Genomic DNA, 21,798 nt, shown 5'->3' on the forward strand with positions numbered 1-21,798 from the left:
AAGTACTAATATCTTGTTATGATAGTAGGAGGAAATATACCATGAATCTTTCATTAGCTGGTAAAACATTTGTAGTAATGGGCGTTGCTAATAAACGCAGTATTGCTTGGGGGATTGCCCGATCACTTCACAATTTTGGAGCCCGCCTCATTTTTACGTATGCCGGGGAACGGATTGAAAGTAGTGTCCGTGAATTGGCAGATTCATTGGGGGCAGAAGGAACACTGGTGCTTCCATGTGATGTGACAAGTGACGAAGCAATCACAAATTGTTTTGCAGAAATTAAAAAAGAAGTGGGAACTATACATGGTGTTGCCCATTGTATTGCATTTGCCAAGACTGAGGATTTAAAAGGCGAGTACCTTAACGTAACACGGGACGGTTTCTTGTTGGCGCATAATATTAGCTCCTATTCATTAACAGCAGTGGCGAAGGAAGCAAGAGGGCTAATGACCGAGGGTGGAAGTATTGTTACTTTAACTTATTTGGGTGGTGAACGGACTATTCCGAATTACAATGTCATGGGAGTTGCCAAGGCTTCCCTAGATGCCAGTGTCCGCTATTTGGCTTCTGACCTTGGAAAGGACAATATCCGTGTTAATTCCATTTCGGCCGGACCAATTAGGACTCTTTCAGCGAAGGCAATAGGTGAATTTAATTCGGTTTTAAGGGAAATAGAAGAAAATGCCCCATTGCGTAGAACCACTACTCCTGAGGAAGTTGGGGATACAGCTGTATTTCTTTTTAGTGATTTATCCCGAGGGATCACCGGTGAAAATATCCATGTCGATTCCGGCTATCATATTCTGTAATTTCTCGAAGAGGCTGACAAAGTTGTCAGCCTCTTTTTCAATGAATAAAAATAACAGTTAACGCTAATGGGCGTTTCGCATACATATATAGAGTGAAGGGCCAGGTAAAGGAGGTGCCGTGTATGTCCAGTAATAAGGAGCAGGGACCGCTGTTATATATTCAACAGCCTTTTGTTAGAATTCCACAAAATTTCCACATGCAAGAAGTGTATACAAGCAGGCAGAAAAAGACACAAACAGAGGATGTGCCGATAGAAGCGGAAGCTATTGAACCTGATCAAGTGATGGAGCTTGAACAGATGATGGAGCCGCAGCAAGGGATGGAGCCTGAACAGGTGATAGAGCTGGAGCAAGTGATGGAACCTGAGCAAGTGACGGAACCTGAGAGGGTAGAGAGCCCAGTATCAATTGAATTATCGAACCATGAAAGGCCGGATCAGACACAAATGACACAGAGCTTTGCAAAAAGGCGCTCCTCATTAAACAAGGTCAAACCGTTTAAAGAAATGAGTTTAACCGAACGAATTGACTACTTGTTGGATTTTCCGAAAGTTCTTCCCCCTGTCCAGTGCGTCTTTTATACAAATAGCGCTAAATATTTGGGTGTTTTAACTGGATATGAAGAGAATCAAGTTGTCATACTTGTACCAAATCAGACTGATACAATAACTATACCGGTGAAAGAATTAAAAAACATTATTATGATTGGGATTAGAAGATAAATTATCTCGCAGGGTTTATAGCGAAAAAATAAAAAAGGCCAGCCGATATCCGACTGGCTTATTTTTTAATCGCAGATTCCTAAGTCTACATCGGCAATACATTGGATAGCACAGAAACAGCTCAAGTCAACTGTTACACAATCATCAGATGCCTCGAAATCAGTTACCTCACAAACCTTTGAAAGGTTAATGCAGCACTTATCGCCGCCTACCAAGTTAATTGGCATAAAGTGTCCAGCAGAATCCGTTGTGCCAGGGATTAAAACACGAAGTGTAGCGCAGCAGTTATCAAATACATCTTCAACTCGGAAATAGATGGATACACAAGAACTGATGCCCTCTTCGTGGAAGAATGCATGAAACGGTGAACCATCGGCTGCTTTTAACACGAATACGCGTGTATCCGGTGTTGTTTTAGTTGGAGAAACAAGATTACCAAGCGGCTCGTTGAAACAGCTGGTACATGGCTGGCATTCTTCTTCGACAGCTGCATTTTGTATATCTAGGATTGCACGTACTACTTCGCACACACAATTTCCGCCGTGAAAGTCGTCACGATGTTTTCCACAACCCATTTGTTTTTTCCTCCTTAACCCGTAATGTATCTTACATTACTAACATATTTCGCTAAGCCCTTATGGGTTACGGACAATTGCCTTTTTTAATAAAATTAGGCGGGTTCTATACATTAGGCAAAAAAAGGGGACATGGCACAATGGAGATAAGCATATTAAATTTGTTAATTTTATCTCTCGCAAGTTTTCGGCTTACAAGATTGGTGGTTTATGATAAAATCACCGAATTTATTCGTGCTCCGTTTTTTGATGAAATCGAAGAGGAAAATGAAGAAGGTGAAAGGGAAATTTTTTATATACCCAAAAAAGTAGGTATCCAACATTTTTTTGGGGAACTGTTGAGCTGTTATTGGTGTACTGGAATATGGACGACTGGAGCCATAATCTTTTTTCACTATCAATTTCCAAGCTGGTCAGGGCCTGTTATCTTGATTTTGGCTGTTGCGGGCATGGCTGCGATTTTAGAAACCATTGTCCAGCGTTTTCTTGAAAATTGAGGGTGTTTGCTGAGACAAGACTGGCTCTTCTCTCATATTCTAAGTAGTAGCTATAGAATTTTTATTTGGAAGGAGAGAAGATGATGACAAGAAATCAAAGGAAGTTGTCATCTACACAGGTGAGGCAAACAGCTAAACCAACAAAGAAAAAAGGGTGCGGCTGCAGTAAAAAGAGAAAAAGATAGGTCACGAAACTGCTGGACACACCAGCAGTTTTTTTATTCTCTCCGGGCTTGCTAACTCATAATTTGCATCAAATCAGAAAAAACTACACTTAGTTAATAAATGAAAATACATAAAGGGATGAAAAAGACATGTACTGGATTCGTATTATTATGGCACTGTTTGTTTTAGTCTGCCTTACATCGTGTGCCGAGAAACAGCAAATGAAGGACAGTCAATTGGCACTGATAAAGGCCACTGATCCGAAGCCCGTTGTCACCGACGGAAAAAAAGGAAGTGAACAGGCAGAAGATATAAAACATGATGTTAGCTCGTTTCCCGAGATTTATGATGTCGCAGTGGTCAAAGGGAAAAACGGGGCTCTAGTTGTTTATAAAGTCAAACATATGCAGCGGTTTAACATGAAAAAAATTGAAAGTAAAGTTACCAAAAAACTTGAGGGGAAGTACCCGAAGGAGAAATTTACAGTTTCAAGTGATTATAAAATATTTCTTGAAGTTGTCAGGTTGAATGAAAAAATGCGTGCGGGGACCATTTCGAATCAAAACGCAGATAAACGATTCAAGGAAATTGTAAAAATGACCGAAGACATGAAATAGAAAGGAAGATTCCATATGGCGGGTAAAAAAAACACCACTCCTGAACAGCAGCAATATCAACAACTCCAGCAAAAACACGAGAAAAAAAGACCAGTATTGAAAAACTGCATTAAGGCCTTTTTTATAGGTGGGTTGATTTGCACAATTGGACAGGCGATTAGTTATTTTTATATATATTTCTTTAATTTCACAGAACAAAGTGTTGGAAATCCAACTGTTGCCACGATGGTTTTTCTTTCCATGCTGCTTACCGGCTTTGGGGTATATGACCGGCTTGGCCAGTTTGCCGGGGCAGGAAGTGCAGTTCCTGTTACTGGCTTTGGAAATGCAGTGATTTCTGCAGCCATTGAGCATCGAACAGAAGGGTTCGTACTCGGTGTTGGGGGTAATATGTTTAAACTTGCGGGTTCTGTCCTCCTTTTTGGGGTATTTGCAGCCTTTGTGGTTGCACTCATTAAAACGCTGCTTGGTATATGGGGGGGAATATAATTGTTAAAGGGACAGCAGTCTTGGGTTTTTACTAACCGTCCGATGATTACCTCGACGGGTGTAACGGGTGGACCGTTTGAAGCGAATGGAAACCTAGCAGAGGATTTTGATCGCTTATACGAGGATTTATGGCTTGAACAGGATTCATATGAGAAGGCCCAAAGGGTATTGTTAGAGGATGCTATTGATATCGCTTTAAAAAAGGCAAATCTAAACAAGGAACAGATTGATTTTTTATTTGCAGGTGACTTAATTAATCAGATTACTCCGTCAAGCTTTGCCGCAAGAACGGCCCAGATCCCATACTTTGGTTTATTCGGAGCCTGCTCCACCTCTATGGAGGGGCTGGCATTAGCCTCTTTTGTTATAAATAACCAAGGGGCTAAGAAGGTACTCACAGGTGCTTCGAGCCATAATGCGGCAACTGAAAAGCAGTTTCGTTATCCGACAGAGTATGGAGGCCAAAAACCGCCTACCGCACAATGGACGGTTACCGGTGCAGGTGTGGCGCTGGTTCAAGAGAATCAGCCTGGACAGAAAAATCCGGTGATAACATCAGCAACGATCGGGAAAGTGGTGGATATGGGGTTGTCTGACCCGTTTAATATGGGAGGTGCGATGGCTCCGGCTGCAGCTGACACCATAACTGCTCATTTCCGTGATTTGGAGATAGACCCGTCCCATTATGACCTAATTATAACTGGTGATTTGGGCAGGATTGGCCACGATACCTTAGCAGAATTATTGAAAAAAAGTGGTTTGAATATCCAGAAAGGACAACTAGCAGATTGTGGGTTATTAATTTATAAGGAAGATCAGCCTGTACAAGCTGGTGCGAGTGGAGCGGGCTGCTCAGCCACAGTACTTTACGGGCATTTGCTCAATCAGTTGAAACAAGGTAAGTATAAACGGATTTTACTAGCAGCAACAGGGGCATTGTTATCTCCCCTTAGTTTTCAGCAAAAAGAGTCGATTCCCTGCATTGCCCATGCGGTTGCTATTGAAATGAATAATTAACAGGAGGGACAATTATGTTAGCAATGTTTTTTTGGGCTTTTGTCATTGGTGGACTTATTTGTGTAATTGGACAGCTTTTATTCGATGTAGCCAAGTTGACTCCTGGGCACACTTTAAGCTTGTTAGTGGTCATTGGCGCTGTTCTGGCAGGTTTTGGCCTCTATGAGCCGCTAATTAATTTTGCGGGAGCCGGCGCATCTATTCCCATTACAAGCTTTGGCAATTCGTTAGTAAATGGTGCACTTCAGGATGCCAATAATCATGGACTGATTGGCGTTTTAACGGGGATGTTCCAGGTCACAAGTTCGGGGGTTTCAGCAGCGATTATTTTCGGATTTATCGGAGCTTTAGTCTTTAAGCCTAAAGGATAATTTGCTCATTTTTTATTGTATTGCCGTTCATGCTTGATAGTGCCTATACACTTTCTTTACTTGTTTCATATCTTATAGTGAAACTGGTAAAGCGAGGTGAATTAACTTATGTGCTTTGGCTACGGAGGCTTCGGTGGCTACGGTTATGGCGGATTTGGCGGCGGTTCTACATTCGTGTTAATCGTAGTATTGTTTATTCTTTTAATCATCGTTGGTGCAAGCTGGTATTAATACTAGCCAAACCATGGAGGGGTTGGTCAAAAAATGGCCAGCCCTTTCTATTCACCATTTTCTCTGCTCTTCATAAAATAAAGTAGTTTATGAAGGAGTGTGAAAATGACGTGGACAATGGTTTTTTTAAGAACATAGAAAAGAAAACTGGAGTCAATATGCAGGATATTTTTGAATTAGCCAATTCATTACAGAACGCTAACTTTAGTGACGAGAAAACAGTTCGGGGGGTCATTCGCAAAGTTTCAAAGCTTGCTCAAAAACCCGTTAGCAAAGACTTAGAGGATCAGATTGTTAGAACCATTATAAAGGATGGAAAGAGCTTAGATTTTAATACCATTTCGAATATGATTAATAAAAGATAAGTAAAAAGGCCGTTTTCCTTTACGGAAACAGGCCTTTTTACTTGTGAACTGTGCTAAGTTTGTTTTTTTTAAAATCCCCATTAACGTTTACTATCATTAAATCTCTTTAATCATTGTTTTATGCGGTATACCGGCATCTAAAAATTCTTCTGAATCCACCTGGTATCCAAGTTTGGCATAAAAAGGAATTGCGTGAGTTTGGGCATTTAGTTTTAACTTATGGAGTCCGTTATCTTTGGCGTAAGCTTCAATCTTATTCATAATCGCTTTTCCTGCCCCAATTTTTCGAGCGTCTTTTAAAACACAAATGCGCTCTACTTTGCCATATCCATCTAAATTGCGGAAACGTCCTGCGGCGAGTGGCACGCCGTTGTCATACATGACAAAATGGATAGCTTCCTCTTCATATTGGTCAATCTCCTCTTCAAGCGGAACATTTTGTTCTTCGACAAAAACGGTTTTTCTGATGAAAAAAGCATCTGCAAGCTCTGTTGAATTTTCTACAATTTTGACTGTCACAATTCATTATTCCTTTCCAAGACGAAATGTTTCGAATACTGTCCAAGATTCGTTTTCTAATTGGTATAGCAGGTGATAGCGGTCGATTGTTTCTTCATGGTCAAATTTTGTCATCCGAAGTGAACCATAAACATCAGAATGTTCATCATTTGAAAGTTTTTGGCCAATAGTGATATGTGGAACAAAAGCATAGTCCGGGTTTTGACTAGAAAACTCATGATTGATTAGTTTCTCTAAGTTGTTAAGTTCACTCGTTGGCTCTACTTTAAAATAAATCACATTATTCACAGGGTAAAAAGAACTGACTTTTGAAGTTTTTAATAAAAATGGACTGGTGTCTTGGGCGATTTTCCGAAGTTTATCAGCAAATATATTAGCTTCCTCCTCCGTAGCTTCAAAAGCGCTTTTTAAGGTAAGGTGGGGAGGGATTAGCGAGTAGTGCGGGTCATAGCGCTTACGATAGGAATTAGCTATATCCTGAAGCTTTTTTGACGGGAAAATCACAACTCCAAATTTCATAGGGTTACCTCCGTATTGTTTAGCTTTTGGTATTAACAATCCTCGACAAGACAATAGACAGTTTTCATATTATTATATCAAATTTTCTCAATTGATGAAATTATCAGCTTAGTTTTGGAATGCTCTTTTTATGGCACGTCTCAAATCTGGCTGCCAATAAGTCCAGGTGTGATCACCAGGAAATTCCTCATAAAAATAAGTAAAAGGCTTGGTTGCCAGGATTTTGGATAGCTCCCGGTTTGGCGTTAAGAAATCACTTGTTCCTCCATTTCCCATAGGTACCTTCGTTTCTAGAGTGCCAACCACATGATAAATTTCCAATCCAAGATTTTTCAAAAAGTTAGCGGCTAACTGTATAATAGTATGATTGACATAGGGGGATTGCATTATCACTTTCCCAAACGTGTTTGGGTACTGGAGAGTGGCCATGAACGAAACAGTTGCTGCCAAGGAGTCTCCAATCAGCGCTCTGGTAGAACCTATTTGATAGGTAGGATACTCACCATCTAAAAAGGGAACTAATTCATGGGCAAGAAACCTAATATATTTCTGATTTGAGGCACCACTTGGATGATATTTTTTTCGGCGTTCTTCCACATCTTTATAGGGTACCCCAACAATAATTAAATTTTCTATTTCATTGTTAAAAAGGTACTCGTCTGCTATACGTCCAATACGGCCGAGTTGAAAATAGTCAAGGCCATCCTGGGCGATCAATATGGAATATTTATATAATGGAGAATAGTTAGCTGGCAGGTAAATGAGAAGCTGCAGTTCTTCACTTAATTCATTACTGTGGAAAGATATTTCCTTTAATGAGCCTTTCGGTATTTCCATTTGAATTCCCCCTATAATGACCAACTACAAGTGCATTTTAACATATTGAATATAGGAGTTGCGAATAGGACGGTCGGTAGAGGGGAGGAGTTCAGTGGAGGTATCGCCGCTTCGAGTATTGCTCAGGCATAATGGCTAAAATATTCTCGCGTTTAAAAGTCCTTACTTCTTTTCTCAGCAAACAATAAGCTCGGATATATTTATCATTCACTTCCATAACAATTAGTTTACGTTGGGAAATTTGTTGGTTATCGGCAAGATAAATCATTTCTAACCGTGTATGTTCTGCCATAGACCGTGTAATTAGATTATCCATATTGATCGCACCTTTCCTTGTTCTTACTTTTTATTATAGACGAACATTTGTTCTTTATTCAAGATATTTAGGAACGTGCGTTCTATTTCCAAAAAAGTTTTATAAACTAAGAAAAATCATATTGACTTTTTTAGCTTTTTTAATATAATTATATTTGTAGCAAGCAAGTAATAATTTTAAATGATCTGTTAGCTCAGTTGGGAGAGCATCACCTTGACAGGGTGGGGGTCGGGGGTTCAAGTCCCTCACAGGTCACTAGTAAAAAACCTCGATAACCTTTGTGTTGTCGAGGTTTTTTATTTATAAAATGAAATTTATTGTGAAAGTAATACCCTTGATTGGTGGCAATATGGAGGCAAATTCTAAAGTTAAAATCATGCCCCAATTCCCTTATATACAGAAATAAAGTCTATCATAGCCCTACTGAGAAGGGCTATTTTTAAAGTAGGCTCTGTTAAACGATAATGTTGATTTTATTAACTCTGTTGATTGGAGCGGTAATCAACAGCCAAATTTAACAGAGCCTTAATTTAAACAGTTTTTTCTTTAAGTCCAGTATTAGATATAACTTTATTCATATTGAAAATGGAAAAAAATGTGTGTTACTATTATTTAAATAGTCAAAAATATCTGACTAAATGTTGATTGAACTCTGGATGCAATACGGTTAGATAAAGGAGTGAATGCCTGACGATTGATGATTGATGATTGATGTAGCTGCTTGACAAGTGAGTGACAAAAAGTATAAAAGGAGGATTTGCTGTATGGCAGAAACAAAAAAGAATCGTTGGCTAATTGCGGCATCGGCTGTAGGAATCCACATTTCCATCGGATCCGTATATGCATGGAGTAATTTTACTGTCCCACTAAAAAATATGTTTGGCTGGTCAGATTCCGAAGTAGCGTTAACATTTAGTATTGCGATTCTCTTTCTGGGTTTATCAGCAGCCTTTTTAGGGCATTTTGTCGAAAAGCATGGACCCAGAAAATCTGGATTACTGGCAGCAGCCTTTTTTGGGATAGGTATTGCAGGGTCAGGTGTTGCGGTATTAGTAGGATCGAAATCGCTGCTATATCTTTTTTATGGAGTATTGGGTGGAATTGGACTTGGTGTTGGTTATATTGCTCCGGTATCAACATTAGTAAAATGGTTCCCAGATCGCCGCGGTCTTGCTACCGGTCTCGCTATTATGGGTTTTGGCTTCGCTGCAGCTGTGGCCAGTCCCATTATGAATAGTTTAATTGCAAGTGTCGGGGTAGCAAATACTTTCTTTATTTTAGGAAGCGCTTACTTCTTGATGATGACTGCATCCTCGCTGTATCTAGAAAGACCACCAGAAGGATGGGCACCAAAAGGATACAAGGAAAAAGTGCAATCGGGTGCAGCCAAACCAAGTTTAGAATTATCACAACTGACAGCAAATGAAGCTGTGAAAACAAGCAGGTTTTGGTACTTGTGGCTAATGCTGTTTATTAATGTAACCTGTGGTATAGCTATTTTGGCTGTGGCAAAACCATTGGCGATGGAGACAATCGGTATCGATGCTACAGCAGCTGCGGCCCTTGTCGGTGCGATTGGGATATTTAATGGGTTAGGACGTATTGGCTGGGCCTCCACATCTGATTACATTGGCCGTCCCAATACGTACACTACATTTTTTATTTTGCAGATCGGCTTATTTTTCTTGTTGCCGCATACGACAAATGTACTTTTATTCCAAGTGATGCTGGCTGTTATTTATACCTGTTATGGTGGAGGATTTGCATCAATTCCGGCCTATATTGGTGATTTATTCGGAACAAAACAACTTGGCGCGATTCATGGTTATATCTTAACAGCTTGGGCTGCAGCAGGCCTAGTAGGCCCAATGTTTGCAGCTTATATTAAAGATACAACCGGTACTTACGCAGGAAGCTTAAACATCTTTGCCGGATTATTCGTTGTTGCCTTCATTATTTCATTGTTAATTCGAGTGGACATTATAAAGCTTCGAAAACAAAAAGAGTCTGGTATAACAGCTTAAAACAAAGTACATGGCGTTCGGTTCTTAAAACTGCATATTATGATAATACGGGGAGGAGGCAGGCAGAGATGAAGAATACGACTATTAAACGAACCATTACCCGTTATTCACATGGAAACATTATAGAACAAGAAGATTCTATTGTTACCGAACATCCAATCACAATCAAATTAAATCAAAATGAATTCGCCACACTTGTCTGTACCCCGGAACACATTGAGGATATGGTCATCGGTTTTTTAGCCTCTGAAGGGGTGATAAGAGGGTTTGAAGATATAGACGATATATGGATTCAAGCAAAAGAAGGATTTGCCCATGTGAAAACAAACTATCTCAATCATTTCTACGAAAAATTTCATTCCAAACGCTATATTACCTCTTGCTGCGGAAAAAGCAGACAAGGTTTCGTTTTTTTCAATGATGCGAGAATGTCACACTATTTTAATGATGTGAACGTAAAATTAACGTATGAAGAATGTTTTCGCTTAATGGATGAAATGCAAACAAGCTCGAGTGTGTTTTTAAAAACAGGCGGTGTTCACAATGCCGCTTTGTGCAACAAAGATGGAATGATCCTTTCCCGTGTCGATATTGGAAGACATAATGCACTGGATAAAATATACGGTTATTGTTTGCGTAATCAAATATCCTTAAAAGATAAAGTGCTTGTCTTTAGCGGTCGGATTTCCTCAGAAATATTAACGAAAGTGGCAAAGATTGGATGTGAGGTTGTTCTATCCAAATCGGCGCCTACTGATTTAGCACTTGAACTTGCTGAAGAACTAGGCATTACAACGGTTGGCTTTATACGAAATAACTCGCTTAATGTCTATACACGAAGCGATAGGATTGTTGAATCCTAAAGAAATAATGTTTTGCATAATAATTCGCTAGATAGCTAGATAAGGAGGAGTATTTTCACATGGAAAACCAAGTCGAAACCATTTGCAGCTTCTGTGGCACGGGGTGTGGTCTTGTCGTTGAGGTGGAAAATGACAAGGTCAGTAAAGTAAAAGGACATAAAGAAAATCCGTCCAGCCATGGGGAAACCTGTGTCAAAGGGGCGCTTGGCTGGGAATATATCAATAGTGACCGAAGACTAACCGAACCGTTGATTCGTAAAAATGGAAAGCTCACCCCTGCAAGTTGGGATGAAGCATTAACACTGATTGCCGAAAAATTTTCAACTCTAAAAGATAAACATGGTCCAGATGCATTTGGATGCTTTAGCTCATCAAGGTCTACCAATGAACTAAATTTTCTTGCCGGGAAATTTATGAGGACGGTCATTGGCACGAATAATATCGACAGCTGCAACCGAACGTGACATGCTCCCAGTGTCACCGGTCTGGTGACTGTGTTTGGAACGGGTGCAGCAACAGGTTCCTACGATGAGTTAGAAAATACCGATGTCATTCTTGTCTGGGGAAGCAATACACAGGAATGTCACCCGATTATCTTTAACCATATGCGTCGCGGAATTAAAAATGGTGCCAAAATGGTTGTGATTGACCCCCGCCGTATCGACCAAACTAAACTTGCTTATAAATATCTGCCTGTTCGTGTAGGGACAGATATTGCGCTTGCCAACGCCATGGGCCATGTCATAATCGAAGAGAATCTTGTTCATCAAGAGTTTATTCAAAATGCAACCGAGCAATTTGAATTATATAAAAAAGCTGTCCAATCCTATACGCCGGAATATGCTGAAAAAATCACCGGCATTCCCGCAGAGGATATTCGTGAAATTGCCCGCCTTTATGCAACGGCTTACAAAGCAACCATCTGCTGGACGTTAGGTATAACCGAACATCATAATGGAACGGAAAATGTCTTTTCATTAATAAATTTAGCCTTGCTGACCGGTCATATTGGAAAATATGGTTCTGGTCTTAATCCGTTGCGCGGCCAAAATAATGTACAAGGCGGCGGAGATATGGGTGCCTTGCCGAATCGCCTGGTCGGCGGCTGGAATGTGGATGACCCCGAAGGCAGAAAGCTCCATGAACAGGTATGGGGCGTATCGGTTCCTGAAAAGATTGGCAAGCATCAGACTTTAATGCTCGATGCGATGGAACAGAAAGAAATTAAAGCCCTTTATGTGATTGGCGAAAATCCTGTCCAATCAGATGCAGATGGAAATCATGTCCAAAGGTTATTTGAAAGTCTTGAATTTTTGGTTGTTCAAGATATCCTGATGACGAAAACGGCGATGCTCGCTGATGTGGTCCTTCCGGCAACAGGCTGGGCTGAAAACGATGGGACACTGGTTAATTCTGAAAGGCGTATCCAACGGGTTCGTCCAGCCATAAAAGGACCAGGTATATCCCGTCATGATCATGAAATTATCCAGGATATTGCCAATAAAATGGGGGCTAATTGGAAGTATCAGTCAGCAGAGGATATTTGGGAAGAAATTCGCCTGCTTGCACCTAATTTTGCCGGTGTAACGTACAAGCGGATCGATGAAGAGGGAGGCCTGCAATGGCCATGTCCTGATGAAAGCCATAAAGGGACCCCATTCCTTCATGGCCGTCTATGGTCAAAAGATGTGGGCATGAAAGCGAAATTTGTGCCTACCGATTACCAGCCGCCTGCGGAGGTGCCTGATCAAGAGTATCCGTTGATGCTGACAACAGGACGCCGGCTGCAATTTTATAATACCGGGGTGCAAACGAGTAATTATAAAAAGGTAAAGAATGCGGAGGAAGGACTAGAAATTCATCCGGATGACGCCGCTCAACATGGTCTCAATGACGGTGATCCGGTGAGGGTAAGTTCCAGAAGGGGAAGTGTGGTCACGAAAATAAGAATAAGCAATAAACAGCCAAGGGGCTTAGTGTTTATGACTTTTCATTTTCCAGACCAGGTCAGTACGAATGTATTAACCAATCATGCTACCGATCCACTTGCCGGTACAGCCGAGTTTAAAGCATGTGCCGTCAAAATTGGAAAACACGAGGAAGAATATCCTCTTACTGAAGCACAGTAATCAATTGCACAGAGGGTCCTAACTAATAAAAATTAGTTAGGCTTTTTTTTATGCAAAGGATTTAAATAAGTTAATTTTACTTATTTAGAATGAATTATATGTATTATTACATTAGAACTGTTGTTCAATTTAGAAAGGAGCTTATCCATGAACAAAAGAAGATATGACAGCGAAAGTGCTAAGAAGAATATCATGCATCAAGCAACCCTTTTGTTCTCCGAAAAAGACTATAATCTGACCTCATTTGAGGATATTTCAAAAGCATCTGGATACAGCAAAAGTCATATTTATTATCACTTCAAGAATAAAGAATCACTTTTTGTTCTATTAGCACAAAAAACCATGCAAGATTGGCACGAGAAATGGATTGAAAAAGAACCTGCTTTCTTAACAGCAGCTGATAAATTGTACGGGATGGGAAAACATGTCCTCTATCATTAACAAGAACCCTTATTAAAATCTGGCCAGGAGTTAGCTTCGAACCCAAACTCCAGTCCGGAATCTGTCCAGCAATTATACGATTTAGCTTTGTTTCCGATGAATGCTTATCGGTCAATCTTTCTAGAAGGAATTAATAAAGGCGAATTTAAGGGTGGAAATCTAGATGAATCGACTGTTTTATTCAGCACATGGCTAGGGGGGCTGTGCCAGCTCACCATGACCCAAGATTTAAAAAGCCTTGAGCCGCTTTTTCGTCAAGCTATTTCCATCTTTTTAAAAGAAATAAAAGAAGGCGGAACATGATATGCAAGGGAAGGAAATGATGGATCTAAATGTATGGGGAGTGATTCATGGGACCAAAATTGGATCCAAAATCATGAAACAGCAAGGGTTTGGACATATCATAAACACTGCCTCAGCCGCAGGACTGGGACCAGCTCCGATAGCAACAGCCTATTCCTCCACTAAATATGCCGTTGTAGGATTAACGACCTCCCTTCATTATGAAGCAGAAAAGTTTGGAATTAAGGTGAGCTGTCATTGTCCGGCATTCACGGATACACCTATTTTTGATAAAGCGAAAGGCATTAACATTGAGCGTTCTGTCTTGACCAGACAATTGAAAAAGCAAAAGCTGATGAAGCCTCAACAACTAGCAAAAATGACTTTCGATGCAGCACATAAAAATAAACTTCTTATAGCTCCTCTCCCAATGTGTAGAACCACTGATGTCATATTTACAGTTTTTCCATCTTTGCACAAAGGCTTAATGAGATTAGTATGCAAGGCTAGCCGGGAAGCCCGCTTAACATAGGGGCAGGTAGCTGTCTGTCCACGCTGCGCCCCATCTCTTGAGTAAGGAGATGGGTAAATCTTTATTGTTAAAATATTTTCAGAAACAGGATATCATAATTATGATAAGCTTAGAAGGAGATAACCCGAAAGGAAGGATATTCTTGAAATACATAAACATTGCCAATACCGAGTTGAATGCTTCAAACATTATTATGGGAAATATGCGAATTAACCAGTTGTCTGCAGGTGAAGCGGAAAAACTAATCCGTACCGCACTGGACGAAGGTATCAATTACTTTGACCATGCCGATATATATGGCAAGGGTCAATGCGAAGAATTGTTCTCTGAGGCTATTCAAATGAATCCGGATATCCGGGAAAAGATGATTATTCAGAGCAAATGCGGCATTCGCCCTGATCTCGGATGCTTTGATTTTTCCGAGGAGCATATTATCAACTCTGTTAACGGGATATTAAAGCGATTAAAAACAGACTATCTTGACGTCTTGCTGCTGCACCGCCCTGATCCGTTAATGGAACCCGAAGAAGTGGCCACGGCATTTGAGAAACTGCATACAAGCGGTAAAGTGAAGTATTTTGGTGTATCTAATTTTAATCCCGCTCAAATTGAACTGCTGCAGAAAACATTGCCTTACAAACTTGTGATTAACCAACTTCAATTTGGGATTGCCCATACGCCGATGATTGATTCTGGCATTACCTTAAACATGAAGGTGGACCAATCGATTAACCGTGACAGCAGTATCTTGGAGTATTGCCGTTTGCATGATATTACCATCCAAGCATGGTCACCGTTCCAGCACGGATTTTTTGAGGGGGTATTCCTTGGTGATTACGAAAAGTTCCCGGAATTAAATAACACAATAGACAAGATGGCTGAGAAATACGGTGTCACCAGTACAGCCATCGCGGTTGCTTGGATTACAAGACATCCAGCGAATATGCAGGTGGTTCTTGGCACAACAAAACAGCAGCGTCTAAAAGATTCTTGTCAGGGGTCAGATATAAGATTGACCAGACAGGAATGGTATCAAATATACAAAGCGGCTGGAAATATGGTGCCGTAAATTAAATATCATGTTTTGGAATTAAGAGAACGGAAAAGGCTGACGACTTGGTCAGCTTTTTTTTTTTGCTCCAAGGCCCTTGCAAATTTTTATTACTATCAATATCTATTGGAACAGAAATAAAATTAAAATATTATTTTAAAAATATTATCACTATTTTGAAATTAAATGTTGACATAAGTGTGACATTATTTTACAGTTTTATTATCAGATAATTTGAAAATTACAGAAAAATAAAAAAGAAAGGGTTGATTAAATGAAAGTTAAGCAGTTTTTAATATGGGGGGTTCTTTTGATTCTAAGCTTGGCCATTGTTGGCTGTAGTAGTAAAGAAACCAGTAAAGAAGAAACCAATAACGAAGGTAAAACAGGAGAAAAGACAGCTGAGAAAGTGGAGTTAACCATGTACAGCTGGAGGCCTGAAGATCGTGATATGTATGAAAAAGCAATTAAAAAATTCCAAGCAAAGCATCCTGAAATCAGTATCGATTTTCAGCCGTACGAATCAACGGAATACAACACCATCTTATCAAATGCTCTTGTTTCAGGAGATGGTCCAGATATTCTGCAGCTCCGGCCTTATTCGGGTGCCAAGACAATTGCTGATAGTAATTATTTACTCCCGCTAGACGATTTAAAGGAAATTGGAAACATTAATCAAGAATATCTTGAGGCTGCAAAAGGCAGTGATGGAAAGGTCTATGGGGTGCCACTTTCATTAAATTCAGGTGTAATTTTTTATAATAAAGAAATATTTGATAAGCAAGGGATTAAGGTACCGAAAACCTGGGACGAGTTTTTAGCCGTATGTGAAAAGTTAAAGAAAAATAATATCACTCCAATCGCTCAATCCGGAAGAGCTGCCTATCTATTATCCATGACCCATGCAGTCATTGGACCAGATGCCTATGGGCACAATGATTTCGTTGATAAAGTAACGTCGGGAAATACCAACCTGAAGGATCCAAATTTTGTGGAGACTGTTCAGCGGATGAAAGATTTAGAGAAGTTTTTCCCGAAGGATTTTATCGCTCTTGAAGATAACGATGCCCAAACTTTATTTTATACAGGTCAGGCAGCCATGTACATCAATGGGGATTACCGTCTGGCGACCATCGAAGGAACAGCGCCTGATATGAAGATTGGGGTTATTCCTGGTTTTGCGTCTAAAGATGGCGGTGAGCCGGTTGTAACTACTTGGGTAGACGGTTCCTATGCGGCTGCAAAAAATACCAAACATCCAGAACAAGCTAAGCTTTTCATGGAATTTTTAGCATCAAAAGATTTTGGTCAAATATTTACAGAAGAATCCAATCGGTTAAGTGCTGTTAATGGTGTTACTCCAAAACATCCAATCGTAAAAGAAATCGCGGCCGCTGCTGCCAAAAATTCAACCCCTTATTTAATGTTAGTTCATTTTGGCGAAGGGGAGCCGACAACTAAAACGACGTTTGAAAATGCGCTGCAAGGAATGTATTTAGGTAAATTAACCGTTGATGGTGTTGTTGATGAGGCACAGAAAAACGCGGAAAGAGCTGCAAAAAAATAATAGCAGAAAAAACGAGTAAAGAGGCTGACTCAAAAAAATGGAGTAGGACTTTACAGGACAATATCAAATGGCTATTTTGATATTGTATGAATTGTGAAGTTTGACCCTGTGTCAATATGGGTCAGCCTCTCCTTTAACACAAGGAGGGATCTTCATGCCTGAATTAAAGACAGTACCTTTAGCGGAAGTATCTGCCAAACCAAAGAAAAAACCATTTAACGTCAGAAAACATTTAGCCCATTTATTCCTATTACCTGCTGCTATACTATATGGAACTTTTCAGTTATTTCCTCTTATAACAGCAGTGATTAATAGCTTTTATTCTTGGGATGGTTTCAGCCGCGACACATTTATCGGCCTTCAGAATTTTGTTACTTTATTTACCGAGTCTCCCTTTAAAGAGACATTTGTCAATGCCTTTAAACATAACTGGACCTTTTTCTTCGTTAACGTGTGTACCGAATTAGTTACTGCCTATATTTTAGCTTTAATTATCCATAGTAGAATCAGAGGAAAGGAATTCTTCAAGACCATCTTCTTTCTTCCAAAGCTGCTTTCCGTTATTGTTATTGGATTCCTCTTTAGTCTTATCTTAAATCCTACATCTGGGGCCCTGAACCTTTTTCTAAAATCAGTAGGGCTGGATTTTCTGGCACAGCCGTGGTTAGGAAGTACAGATACAGCACTTCTTACCATTATTTTAATAAATGGCTGGGCTGGTGTTGGTTTCTCAATGCTGATTTTTCTTGCCAGTTTGCAGTCAATCGATAAAGAAATATTTGAAGCTGCAAAAATTGATGGGGCTTCTAATTTTAAAATAATCTTCACTATTACAATTCCAATGACAATGAATGCGATTATGACCATGACCATATTAACTTTTATTGGATGCTTTGAAACGTTTGAGCTTATCTATGCCATGCAGGGCTCTTCAGGGGGACCATATTACTCAACAGACGTGTTAGGAACATATTTTTATAGATTGGCATTTGGTTCTGTAGAGGGTGGACAATCAATTGGATTAGGTTCAGCCATTGCAGTGGTATTGTTTTTAATCATTGCTTTATCAACAGCGATTTTAATGATTTACTTCAAACGTAAAGATTTTGAAAGATAGGTGGTGTTTATATGGGGACAAAATGGCCTGTTCAGACCCTCAAATACATGATTTTAGCGTTTATGACAATTATTATCTCGTATCCTATTTTATTAATGATTAACTCTTCTTTTAAATCTAAACTCGAAATTATGATTTCGCCGTTTAACCTGCCCAAAAGTTTCTCGTTGGAAAATTATCGTATTGTCTGGGAAAAAGTAAATTTCTCCGGATATATATGGAATAGTATAATTGTTAGTGCAGTATCGGTATTTGTCGTAATCTTTGTTTCCTCTCTAGCAGCCTATTATTTATCCAGGTATTCGTTTAAATGGAATCCGTTTGTCCTCTTCTTTTTTATGATTGGACTTATGCTTCCTATGAAACTGGCCATTATTCCACTCTACTTAATTATGAGAAATTTCCATTTGCTAAACACGCATTTTTCTCTCATTGCTGTATACGTAGCGGGAGGAATTCCGTTTGCAGTATTCTTATTTTATGGCTTTTTTAGAACGTTGCCGAAAGACCTGGAACAATCTGCACGTTTAGACGGATGCAATGACTTCCAAGTATATTATAAGATTATGCTGCCAATCATGAAGCCGCCGATTGCGATTGTTGGAATCGTCAATTTAGTCAACGTTTGGAATGACTTTTTTTACCCGTTAATATTTATCAAATCAGATGAACTAAGAACCATACCCCTTGGAATGCTCACTCTCTTTGGGGAATATGATACGGAGTGGAATTTATTATTTGCCGGTTTGACTATTTCATCACTGCCTTTATTAATTGCTTTTATTTTTGCTTCCCGGATGTTTATCGAAGGCTTAACGTCAGGAGCGTTGAAATAATGGATACGAGATGGATTACATTTGATTTAGACGGAACGTTGATGCAAAATCCGTTTGGAAACTGGGTTTTTCCGGAAATTGGTGAATTAATTTCTCAAAACACGAATAAAAAGTTAGATGTCCGAACCGTAATGATAGAAGAACATAACCTGCGGATGAAACAAAACAGATTGATCGAAGCCTATAATTGGGATGAAATTTTATGCAAAATTCTTAGGGATTATCAACTCGATTTAGAAATCCGTATCGAAGATCTTGTAAAAAAACATTCTGTTTCTCCAAAAATCTACTTACTTGAGGATCATCTCCTTGAATCATTGACTCGAATAAAAAGCAAAGGCATCCGTCTGGCAATTGTTACGAATGGTTATCGAAAATACCAGCAGCCTGTTGTAGAAGCATTGAAGCTTAGCGGATTATTTGATTATTTTATTACTCCTGATCAAATAGGTTATGCTAAACCGGATGAACGGATTCTATCGGAGCTATTAAACCAAGGAACGGTTTTGGCACATGTTGGGGATCGAATCGATCACGATGTCTATCTAGCTAATAAACTAAATATTTGTTCAGTGTTCATTTCCAGAAAACTTCCTCAAGAAGTACTTACTCTTCCTCCTATGCAGAGAATGGAGCACCCTTTGTTTATCGGATTTTATCAACAGAAATGGATGAAAGAGACAGGGCAATTGTTTGACCATGAAAATCAATTAGGCTTGCCAAAAGTAGTAATTCAATCAATAGAAGAACTTAGCTTCTTATTTTAGTCAAAGCCCAGGGAGACGGTTCTCCTGGATCCGTTATCATGAATATTTTGAATCTATACACAAAATTATTTTTTTAGAAAAATATATTGACGGTTTACTAGAAAAGTATTATTCTTACTTTGTGATAAGTACATAGTGAAATCTCTTATCGAGAGAGACGGAGGGAAATGGCCCTATGAAGTCTCGGCAGCGGGTTCTTTGGAACACTGTGCCAATTCCATCAGGATTTTTTCCTGATAGATAAGAAGAGTATTGCATAATTTAGTATGTAAAAATCCTCTTCCTATCTAGAAAGAGGATTTTTTTTGTTGTTAGTTGGTTTGAAGGTGAAAATATTATTATATAAATAATTTTTTGATTCTTCACACTCAAATAAAAAATAAATATAGCACCATGGGGGGAAACAACATGAAAAAAGTTTTACTTGTAATAACTGTAGCCATTTTGATTACAGTAACCGGACTTGTCGGCTGTGGCAAACAAGAGGCTGGTCAAGCTTCAGACAAAGCGGCCAAAAACATTAAGCAGGAAATTACGACAAACCTTGCAGGTGAACCATATACCTTAGACCCTGCTTTTGCTTCAGACACAACTTCCTTTTGGGTCATTGACCACCTATATGAAGGTTTGTATACCTATGATAAGAAAGGCAATATCGTTGAAGGTGCGGCAAGCAAAATTGAGACTTCTGAAGATGGAAAAATCTATACCTTTACGATCCGTGATGGTGCGAAATGGTCCAATGGGGACCCAGTGACTGCAAAAGACTTTGAATATTCTTGGAAACGGGTATTGAATCCAGAAACGGGTGCCTATGATGCTTCATCATTATATTATATTAAGGGAGCACAAGCCTACAATACTGGAAGTGGTTCTGTAGACGAAGTCGGCATTAAGGCAGTAGATGATAAAACATTGGTGGTTGAACTAACCAACCCACTTAAATTCTTCCCGAAAATTATGATGGCTGAAGCTTATCTGCCAGTTAACCCCAAAGTAGTAGATGCCAATAAAGACTGGGCAGCGGAAGCGGCAGGCATAGTAACAAATGGCGCTTTTACCGTAAAAGAATGGAAACATGATGCAGAGCTTTCCCTTACTAAGAGCCAAACCTATTGGAATGCGAAAGAAATTACCATGGATGACATCCACTTTAAAATGGTGGCGGATGCAACTACTTACTATCAAATGTTTAAAACTGGCGAGTTGGACTTAATCAAACAGCTCCCAATTGACTCGATTGAGCAGGAGAAGAGCACGCCAGAATTCGTTTCACATCCACAATTTAGCGTTTATACGTATACCTTTAATGTCAATGAAAAGCCATTTAACAATAAAAAAATCAGACAAGCCTTCTCTTATGCGATTGACCGAAAGGCGATCACCGAGAGCGTATCAAAAGCAGGCGAAATACCTGCATATGGGTATGTACCAGACGGTGTTAAAACAGATTCAGGCAAGGATTTCCGTGATGAAGCAGACAAATACTACCAATTTGATCCGAAAAAGGCTAAGCAATTATTAAAAGAAGGCCTGGAAGAGGAAGGCCTAACCGAATTACCGCCTGTTACATTTAAATATAATACGGCTGATAACCATAAGAAGATTGTTGAAGCCATTCAGGAAATGTTAAAACAAAACTTAGGCGTAGAAGTGAAGCTAGAAAATCAGGAATGGAAGACTTTTATTGATACTTTCAAGCAAAAGAACTTCCAAGCAGCACGGATGGGCTGGGTCGGAGACTTTTTAGATCCGATTGGGGTACTCCACCACTATACTTCAACCGACTCCAATAATTTCACTAACTGGAGCAATGCAGAGTATGATTCATTGATGGAAAAAGCGACAGTTGAACAGGATGAAGCTAAACGCTATGAGCTTCTTCATCAAGCTGAAGACATCTTGATGGATGAACTGCCAATTCTGCCGATTTACTATTCAGCTCAAAATGCTCTTGTCAGCAAAAAGTTTGAAGGAATCCGTTTTGCTGAGCTATCGGAACCGGATCTTCGTTATGCTAAAAAAATAGCAGAATAATAGAAACAACAAAAAAGTGCAGATAATCCGCACTTCAGGCTGTCGAAAAACCCTTCGGCAGCCTCTTATTACATCTAATTACTTTAACAGTTCACCGCGT

Annotated in this window: 24 protein-coding genes, 1 tRNA gene, 2 pseudogenes and 1 riboswitch; of the genes and pseudogenes, 22 read left to right on the forward strand and 5 right to left on the reverse strand. The window is 39.6% G+C overall.

Annotated features, from left to right (window positions below):
- Positions 1–41: 41 nt before the first annotated feature.
- Positions 42–812, forward strand: a complete 771-nt coding sequence (gene fabI / locus BN2425_RS04120; RefSeq protein WP_042455339.1) for an enoyl-ACP reductase FabI — start codon at positions 42–44, stop codon at positions 810–812.
- A gap of 122 nt (positions 813–934) precedes the next feature.
- Positions 935–1,534 (forward strand): CotO family spore coat protein, encoded by a 600-nt coding sequence (locus BN2425_RS04125; RefSeq protein ID WP_042455341.1) that lies wholly within the window; start codon positions 935–937, stop codon positions 1,532–1,534.
- A gap of 65 nt (positions 1,535–1,599) precedes the next feature.
- Here the strand turns inward: BN2425_RS04125 and BN2425_RS04130 are convergent, their stop codons facing one another.
- A complete protein-coding gene (locus tag BN2425_RS04130; RefSeq protein WP_042455344.1) occupies positions 1,600–2,109 on the reverse strand; it encodes a CotY/CotZ family spore coat protein in 510 nt (169 codons plus the stop codon).
- A 140-nt stretch (positions 2,110–2,249) separates the two neighbouring features.
- Here BN2425_RS04130 and BN2425_RS04135 point away from each other — a divergent pair, with 140 nt between their 5' ends.
- From BN2425_RS04135 to BN2425_RS04165, 7 genes are all read left to right on the forward strand, one after another.
- On the forward strand, positions 2,250–2,606 hold the full coding sequence (locus BN2425_RS04135; RefSeq protein WP_042455347.1) for a DUF1360 domain-containing protein: 357 nt from the start codon (positions 2,250–2,252) through the stop codon (positions 2,604–2,606).
- A gap of 314 nt (positions 2,607–2,920) precedes the next feature.
- Positions 2,921–3,388 carry a YhcN/YlaJ family sporulation lipoprotein gene (locus BN2425_RS04140; protein ID WP_052352769.1) on the forward strand — a complete coding sequence of 156 codons (468 nt, stop codon included), beginning with the start codon at positions 2,921–2,923 and terminating at the stop codon, positions 3,386–3,388.
- Between the two features lie 15 nt (positions 3,389–3,403).
- Complete coding sequence (gene spoVAC / locus BN2425_RS04145; protein ID WP_042455350.1) at positions 3,404–3,877, forward strand: stage V sporulation protein AC; 474 nt, start codon at positions 3,404–3,406, stop codon at positions 3,875–3,877.
- A complete protein-coding gene (spoVAD, locus tag BN2425_RS04150) occupies positions 3,878–4,894 on the forward strand; it encodes a stage V sporulation protein AD (protein ID WP_042455353.1) in 1,017 nt (338 codons plus the stop codon).
- 14 nt (positions 4,895–4,908) lie between these two features.
- Entirely contained in the window at positions 4,909–5,265 is a 357-nt protein-coding gene (spoVAE, locus tag BN2425_RS04155) for a stage V sporulation protein AE (RefSeq protein ID WP_042455356.1), read from the forward strand.
- A gap of 108 nt (positions 5,266–5,373) precedes the next feature.
- Entirely contained in the window at positions 5,374–5,496 is a 123-nt protein-coding gene (locus tag BN2425_RS04160; protein ID WP_074433003.1) for a YjcZ family sporulation protein, read from the forward strand.
- Positions 5,497–5,606: 110 nt separating this feature from the next.
- Positions 5,607–5,861, forward strand: a complete 255-nt coding sequence (locus BN2425_RS04165) for a stage VI sporulation protein F (RefSeq protein WP_042455358.1) — start codon at positions 5,607–5,609, stop codon at positions 5,859–5,861.
- A gap of 96 nt (positions 5,862–5,957) precedes the next feature.
- On the opposite strand, the gene BN2425_RS04170 is transcribed toward BN2425_RS04165, so the two are convergent.
- The 4 genes from BN2425_RS04170 to BN2425_RS04185 form a co-directional block, all read right to left on the reverse strand.
- Positions 5,958–6,380, reverse strand: coding sequence for a GNAT family N-acetyltransferase (locus BN2425_RS04170; protein ID WP_042455361.1), 423 nt, complete (start codon positions 6,378–6,380; stop codon positions 5,958–5,960).
- 6 nt (positions 6,381–6,386) lie between these two features.
- Complete coding sequence (locus tag BN2425_RS04175; RefSeq protein WP_042455364.1) at positions 6,387–6,899, reverse strand: YjcG family protein; 513 nt, start codon at positions 6,897–6,899, stop codon at positions 6,387–6,389.
- Positions 6,900–7,007: 108 nt separating this feature from the next.
- Positions 7,008–7,736, reverse strand: a complete 729-nt coding sequence (locus BN2425_RS04180; protein WP_042455367.1) for an alpha/beta hydrolase — start codon at positions 7,734–7,736, stop codon at positions 7,008–7,010.
- 91 nt (positions 7,737–7,827) lie between these two features.
- Positions 7,828–8,052: a WYL domain-containing protein gene (locus tag BN2425_RS04185; protein ID WP_042455371.1), complete on the reverse strand. Its 225-nt coding sequence runs from the start codon at positions 8,050–8,052 to the stop codon at positions 7,828–7,830.
- Positions 8,053–8,234: 182 nt separating this feature from the next.
- Here BN2425_RS04185 and BN2425_RS04190 point away from each other — a divergent pair.
- The 13 genes and pseudogenes from BN2425_RS04190 to BN2425_RS04250 all read left to right on the forward strand — a co-directional run bounded on the left by BN2425_RS04190 (position 8,235) and on the right by BN2425_RS04250 (position 21,698).
- Positions 8,235–8,307 (forward strand) — tRNA-Val (locus BN2425_RS04190).
- A gap of 509 nt (positions 8,308–8,816) precedes the next feature.
- The gene (locus BN2425_RS04195) at positions 8,817–10,076 is read left to right on the forward strand and encodes an L-lactate MFS transporter (protein WP_042455373.1); all 1,260 of its coding nucleotides are present in this window, start codon (positions 8,817–8,819) and stop codon (positions 10,074–10,076) included.
- A gap of 68 nt (positions 10,077–10,144) precedes the next feature.
- The gene (fdhD, locus tag BN2425_RS04200) at positions 10,145–10,939 is read left to right on the forward strand and encodes a formate dehydrogenase accessory sulfurtransferase FdhD (RefSeq protein WP_042455375.1); all 795 of its coding nucleotides are present in this window, start codon (positions 10,145–10,147) and stop codon (positions 10,937–10,939) included.
- Between the two features lie 59 nt (positions 10,940–10,998).
- Positions 10,999–11,154, forward strand: a pseudogene (locus BN2425_RS23495) (hypothetical protein); the annotation flags it as partial.
- 3 nt (positions 11,155–11,157) lie between these two features.
- Positions 11,158–13,068: a formate dehydrogenase subunit alpha gene (gene fdhF / locus BN2425_RS23500; protein WP_406603184.1), complete on the forward strand. Its 1,911-nt coding sequence runs from the start codon at positions 11,158–11,160 to the stop codon at positions 13,066–13,068.
- 147 nt (positions 13,069–13,215) lie between these two features.
- Positions 13,216–13,812 (forward strand): annotated as a pseudogene (locus tag BN2425_RS04215) (TetR family transcriptional regulator C-terminal domain-containing protein).
- 1 nt (position 13,813) lies between these two features.
- A complete protein-coding gene (locus BN2425_RS04220; RefSeq protein ID WP_052352770.1) occupies positions 13,814–14,323 on the forward strand; it encodes an SDR family NAD(P)-dependent oxidoreductase in 510 nt (169 codons plus the stop codon).
- Positions 14,324–14,465: 142 nt separating this feature from the next.
- Positions 14,466–15,392: an aldo/keto reductase gene (locus BN2425_RS04225; protein WP_042455406.1), complete on the forward strand. Its 927-nt coding sequence runs from the start codon at positions 14,466–14,468 to the stop codon at positions 15,390–15,392.
- A 292-nt stretch (positions 15,393–15,684) separates the two neighbouring features.
- Positions 15,685–16,941 (forward strand): ABC transporter substrate-binding protein, encoded by a 1,257-nt coding sequence (locus tag BN2425_RS04230; protein ID WP_195891897.1) that lies wholly within the window; start codon positions 15,685–15,687, stop codon positions 16,939–16,941.
- Between the two features lie 154 nt (positions 16,942–17,095).
- Positions 17,096–18,058 carry a carbohydrate ABC transporter permease gene (locus tag BN2425_RS04235; protein WP_081797997.1) on the forward strand — a complete coding sequence of 321 codons (963 nt, stop codon included), beginning with the start codon at positions 17,096–17,098 and terminating at the stop codon, positions 18,056–18,058.
- Between the two features lie 11 nt (positions 18,059–18,069).
- Positions 18,070–18,894, forward strand: coding sequence for a carbohydrate ABC transporter permease (locus tag BN2425_RS04240; RefSeq protein WP_042455384.1), 825 nt, complete (start codon positions 18,070–18,072; stop codon positions 18,892–18,894).
- Positions 18,894–19,661: an HAD family hydrolase gene (locus BN2425_RS04245; protein ID WP_042455386.1), complete on the forward strand. Its 768-nt coding sequence runs from the start codon at positions 18,894–18,896 to the stop codon at positions 19,659–19,661. The genes BN2425_RS04240 and BN2425_RS04245 overlap by 1 nt, the downstream gene beginning before the upstream one ends.
- Before the next feature lie 142 nt (positions 19,662–19,803).
- Positions 19,804–19,908, forward strand: a riboswitch (SAM riboswitch).
- 161 nt (positions 19,909–20,069) lie between these two features.
- Positions 20,070–21,698: a peptide ABC transporter substrate-binding protein gene (locus tag BN2425_RS04250; protein WP_042455387.1), complete on the forward strand. Its 1,629-nt coding sequence runs from the start codon at positions 20,070–20,072 to the stop codon at positions 21,696–21,698.
- Positions 21,699–21,798: the final 100 nt, after the last annotated feature.

The sequence above is a fragment of the Neobacillus dielmonensis genome (assembly GCF_000612665.1).
GTDB lineage: Bacteria > Bacillota > Bacilli > Bacillales > Cytobacillaceae > Neobacillus > Neobacillus dielmonensis.

Coding starts and splice junctions, on each gene's coding strand:
- BN2425_RS04250 (WP_042455387.1), top strand. CDS start 20,070: ATGAAAAAAGTTTTACTTGTAATAACTGTAGCCATTTTGATTACAGTA.
- BN2425_RS04235 (WP_081797997.1), top strand. CDS start 17,096: ATGCCTGAATTAAAGACAGTACCTTTAGCGGAAGTATCTGCCAAACCA.
- BN2425_RS04245 (WP_042455386.1), top strand. CDS start 18,894: ATGGATACGAGATGGATTACATTTGATTTAGACGGAACGTTGATGCAA.
- BN2425_RS04185 (WP_042455371.1), bottom strand. CDS start 8,052: ATGGATAATCTAATTACACGGTCTATGGCAGAACATACACGGTTAGAA.
- BN2425_RS04220 (WP_052352770.1), top strand. CDS start 13,814: ATGCAAGGGAAGGAAATGATGGATCTAAATGTATGGGGAGTGATTCAT.
- BN2425_RS04175 (WP_042455364.1), bottom strand. CDS start 6,899: ATGAAATTTGGAGTTGTGATTTTCCCGTCAAAAAAGCTTCAGGATATA.
- fdhD (WP_042455375.1), top strand. CDS start 10,145: ATGAAGAATACGACTATTAAACGAACCATTACCCGTTATTCACATGGA.
- BN2425_RS04130 (WP_042455344.1), bottom strand. CDS start 2,109: ATGGGTTGTGGAAAACATCGTGACGACTTTCACGGCGGAAATTGTGTG.
- BN2425_RS04135 (WP_042455347.1), top strand. CDS start 2,250: ATGGAGATAAGCATATTAAATTTGTTAATTTTATCTCTCGCAAGTTTT.
- BN2425_RS04195 (WP_042455373.1), top strand. CDS start 8,817: ATGGCAGAAACAAAAAAGAATCGTTGGCTAATTGCGGCATCGGCTGTA.
- BN2425_RS04240 (WP_042455384.1), top strand. CDS start 18,070: ATGGGGACAAAATGGCCTGTTCAGACCCTCAAATACATGATTTTAGCG.
- fabI (WP_042455339.1), top strand. CDS start 42: ATGAATCTTTCATTAGCTGGTAAAACATTTGTAGTAATGGGCGTTGCT.
- BN2425_RS04140 (WP_052352769.1), top strand. CDS start 2,921: ATGTACTGGATTCGTATTATTATGGCACTGTTTGTTTTAGTCTGCCTT.
- BN2425_RS04180 (WP_042455367.1), bottom strand. CDS start 7,736: ATGGAAATACCGAAAGGCTCATTAAAGGAAATATCTTTCCACAGTAAT.
- BN2425_RS04160 (WP_074433003.1), top strand. CDS start 5,374: ATGTGCTTTGGCTACGGAGGCTTCGGTGGCTACGGTTATGGCGGATTT.
- spoVAE (WP_042455356.1), top strand. CDS start 4,909: ATGTTAGCAATGTTTTTTTGGGCTTTTGTCATTGGTGGACTTATTTGT.
- BN2425_RS04125 (WP_042455341.1), top strand. CDS start 935: ATGTCCAGTAATAAGGAGCAGGGACCGCTGTTATATATTCAACAGCCT.
- spoVAC (WP_042455350.1), top strand. CDS start 3,404: ATGGCGGGTAAAAAAAACACCACTCCTGAACAGCAGCAATATCAACAA.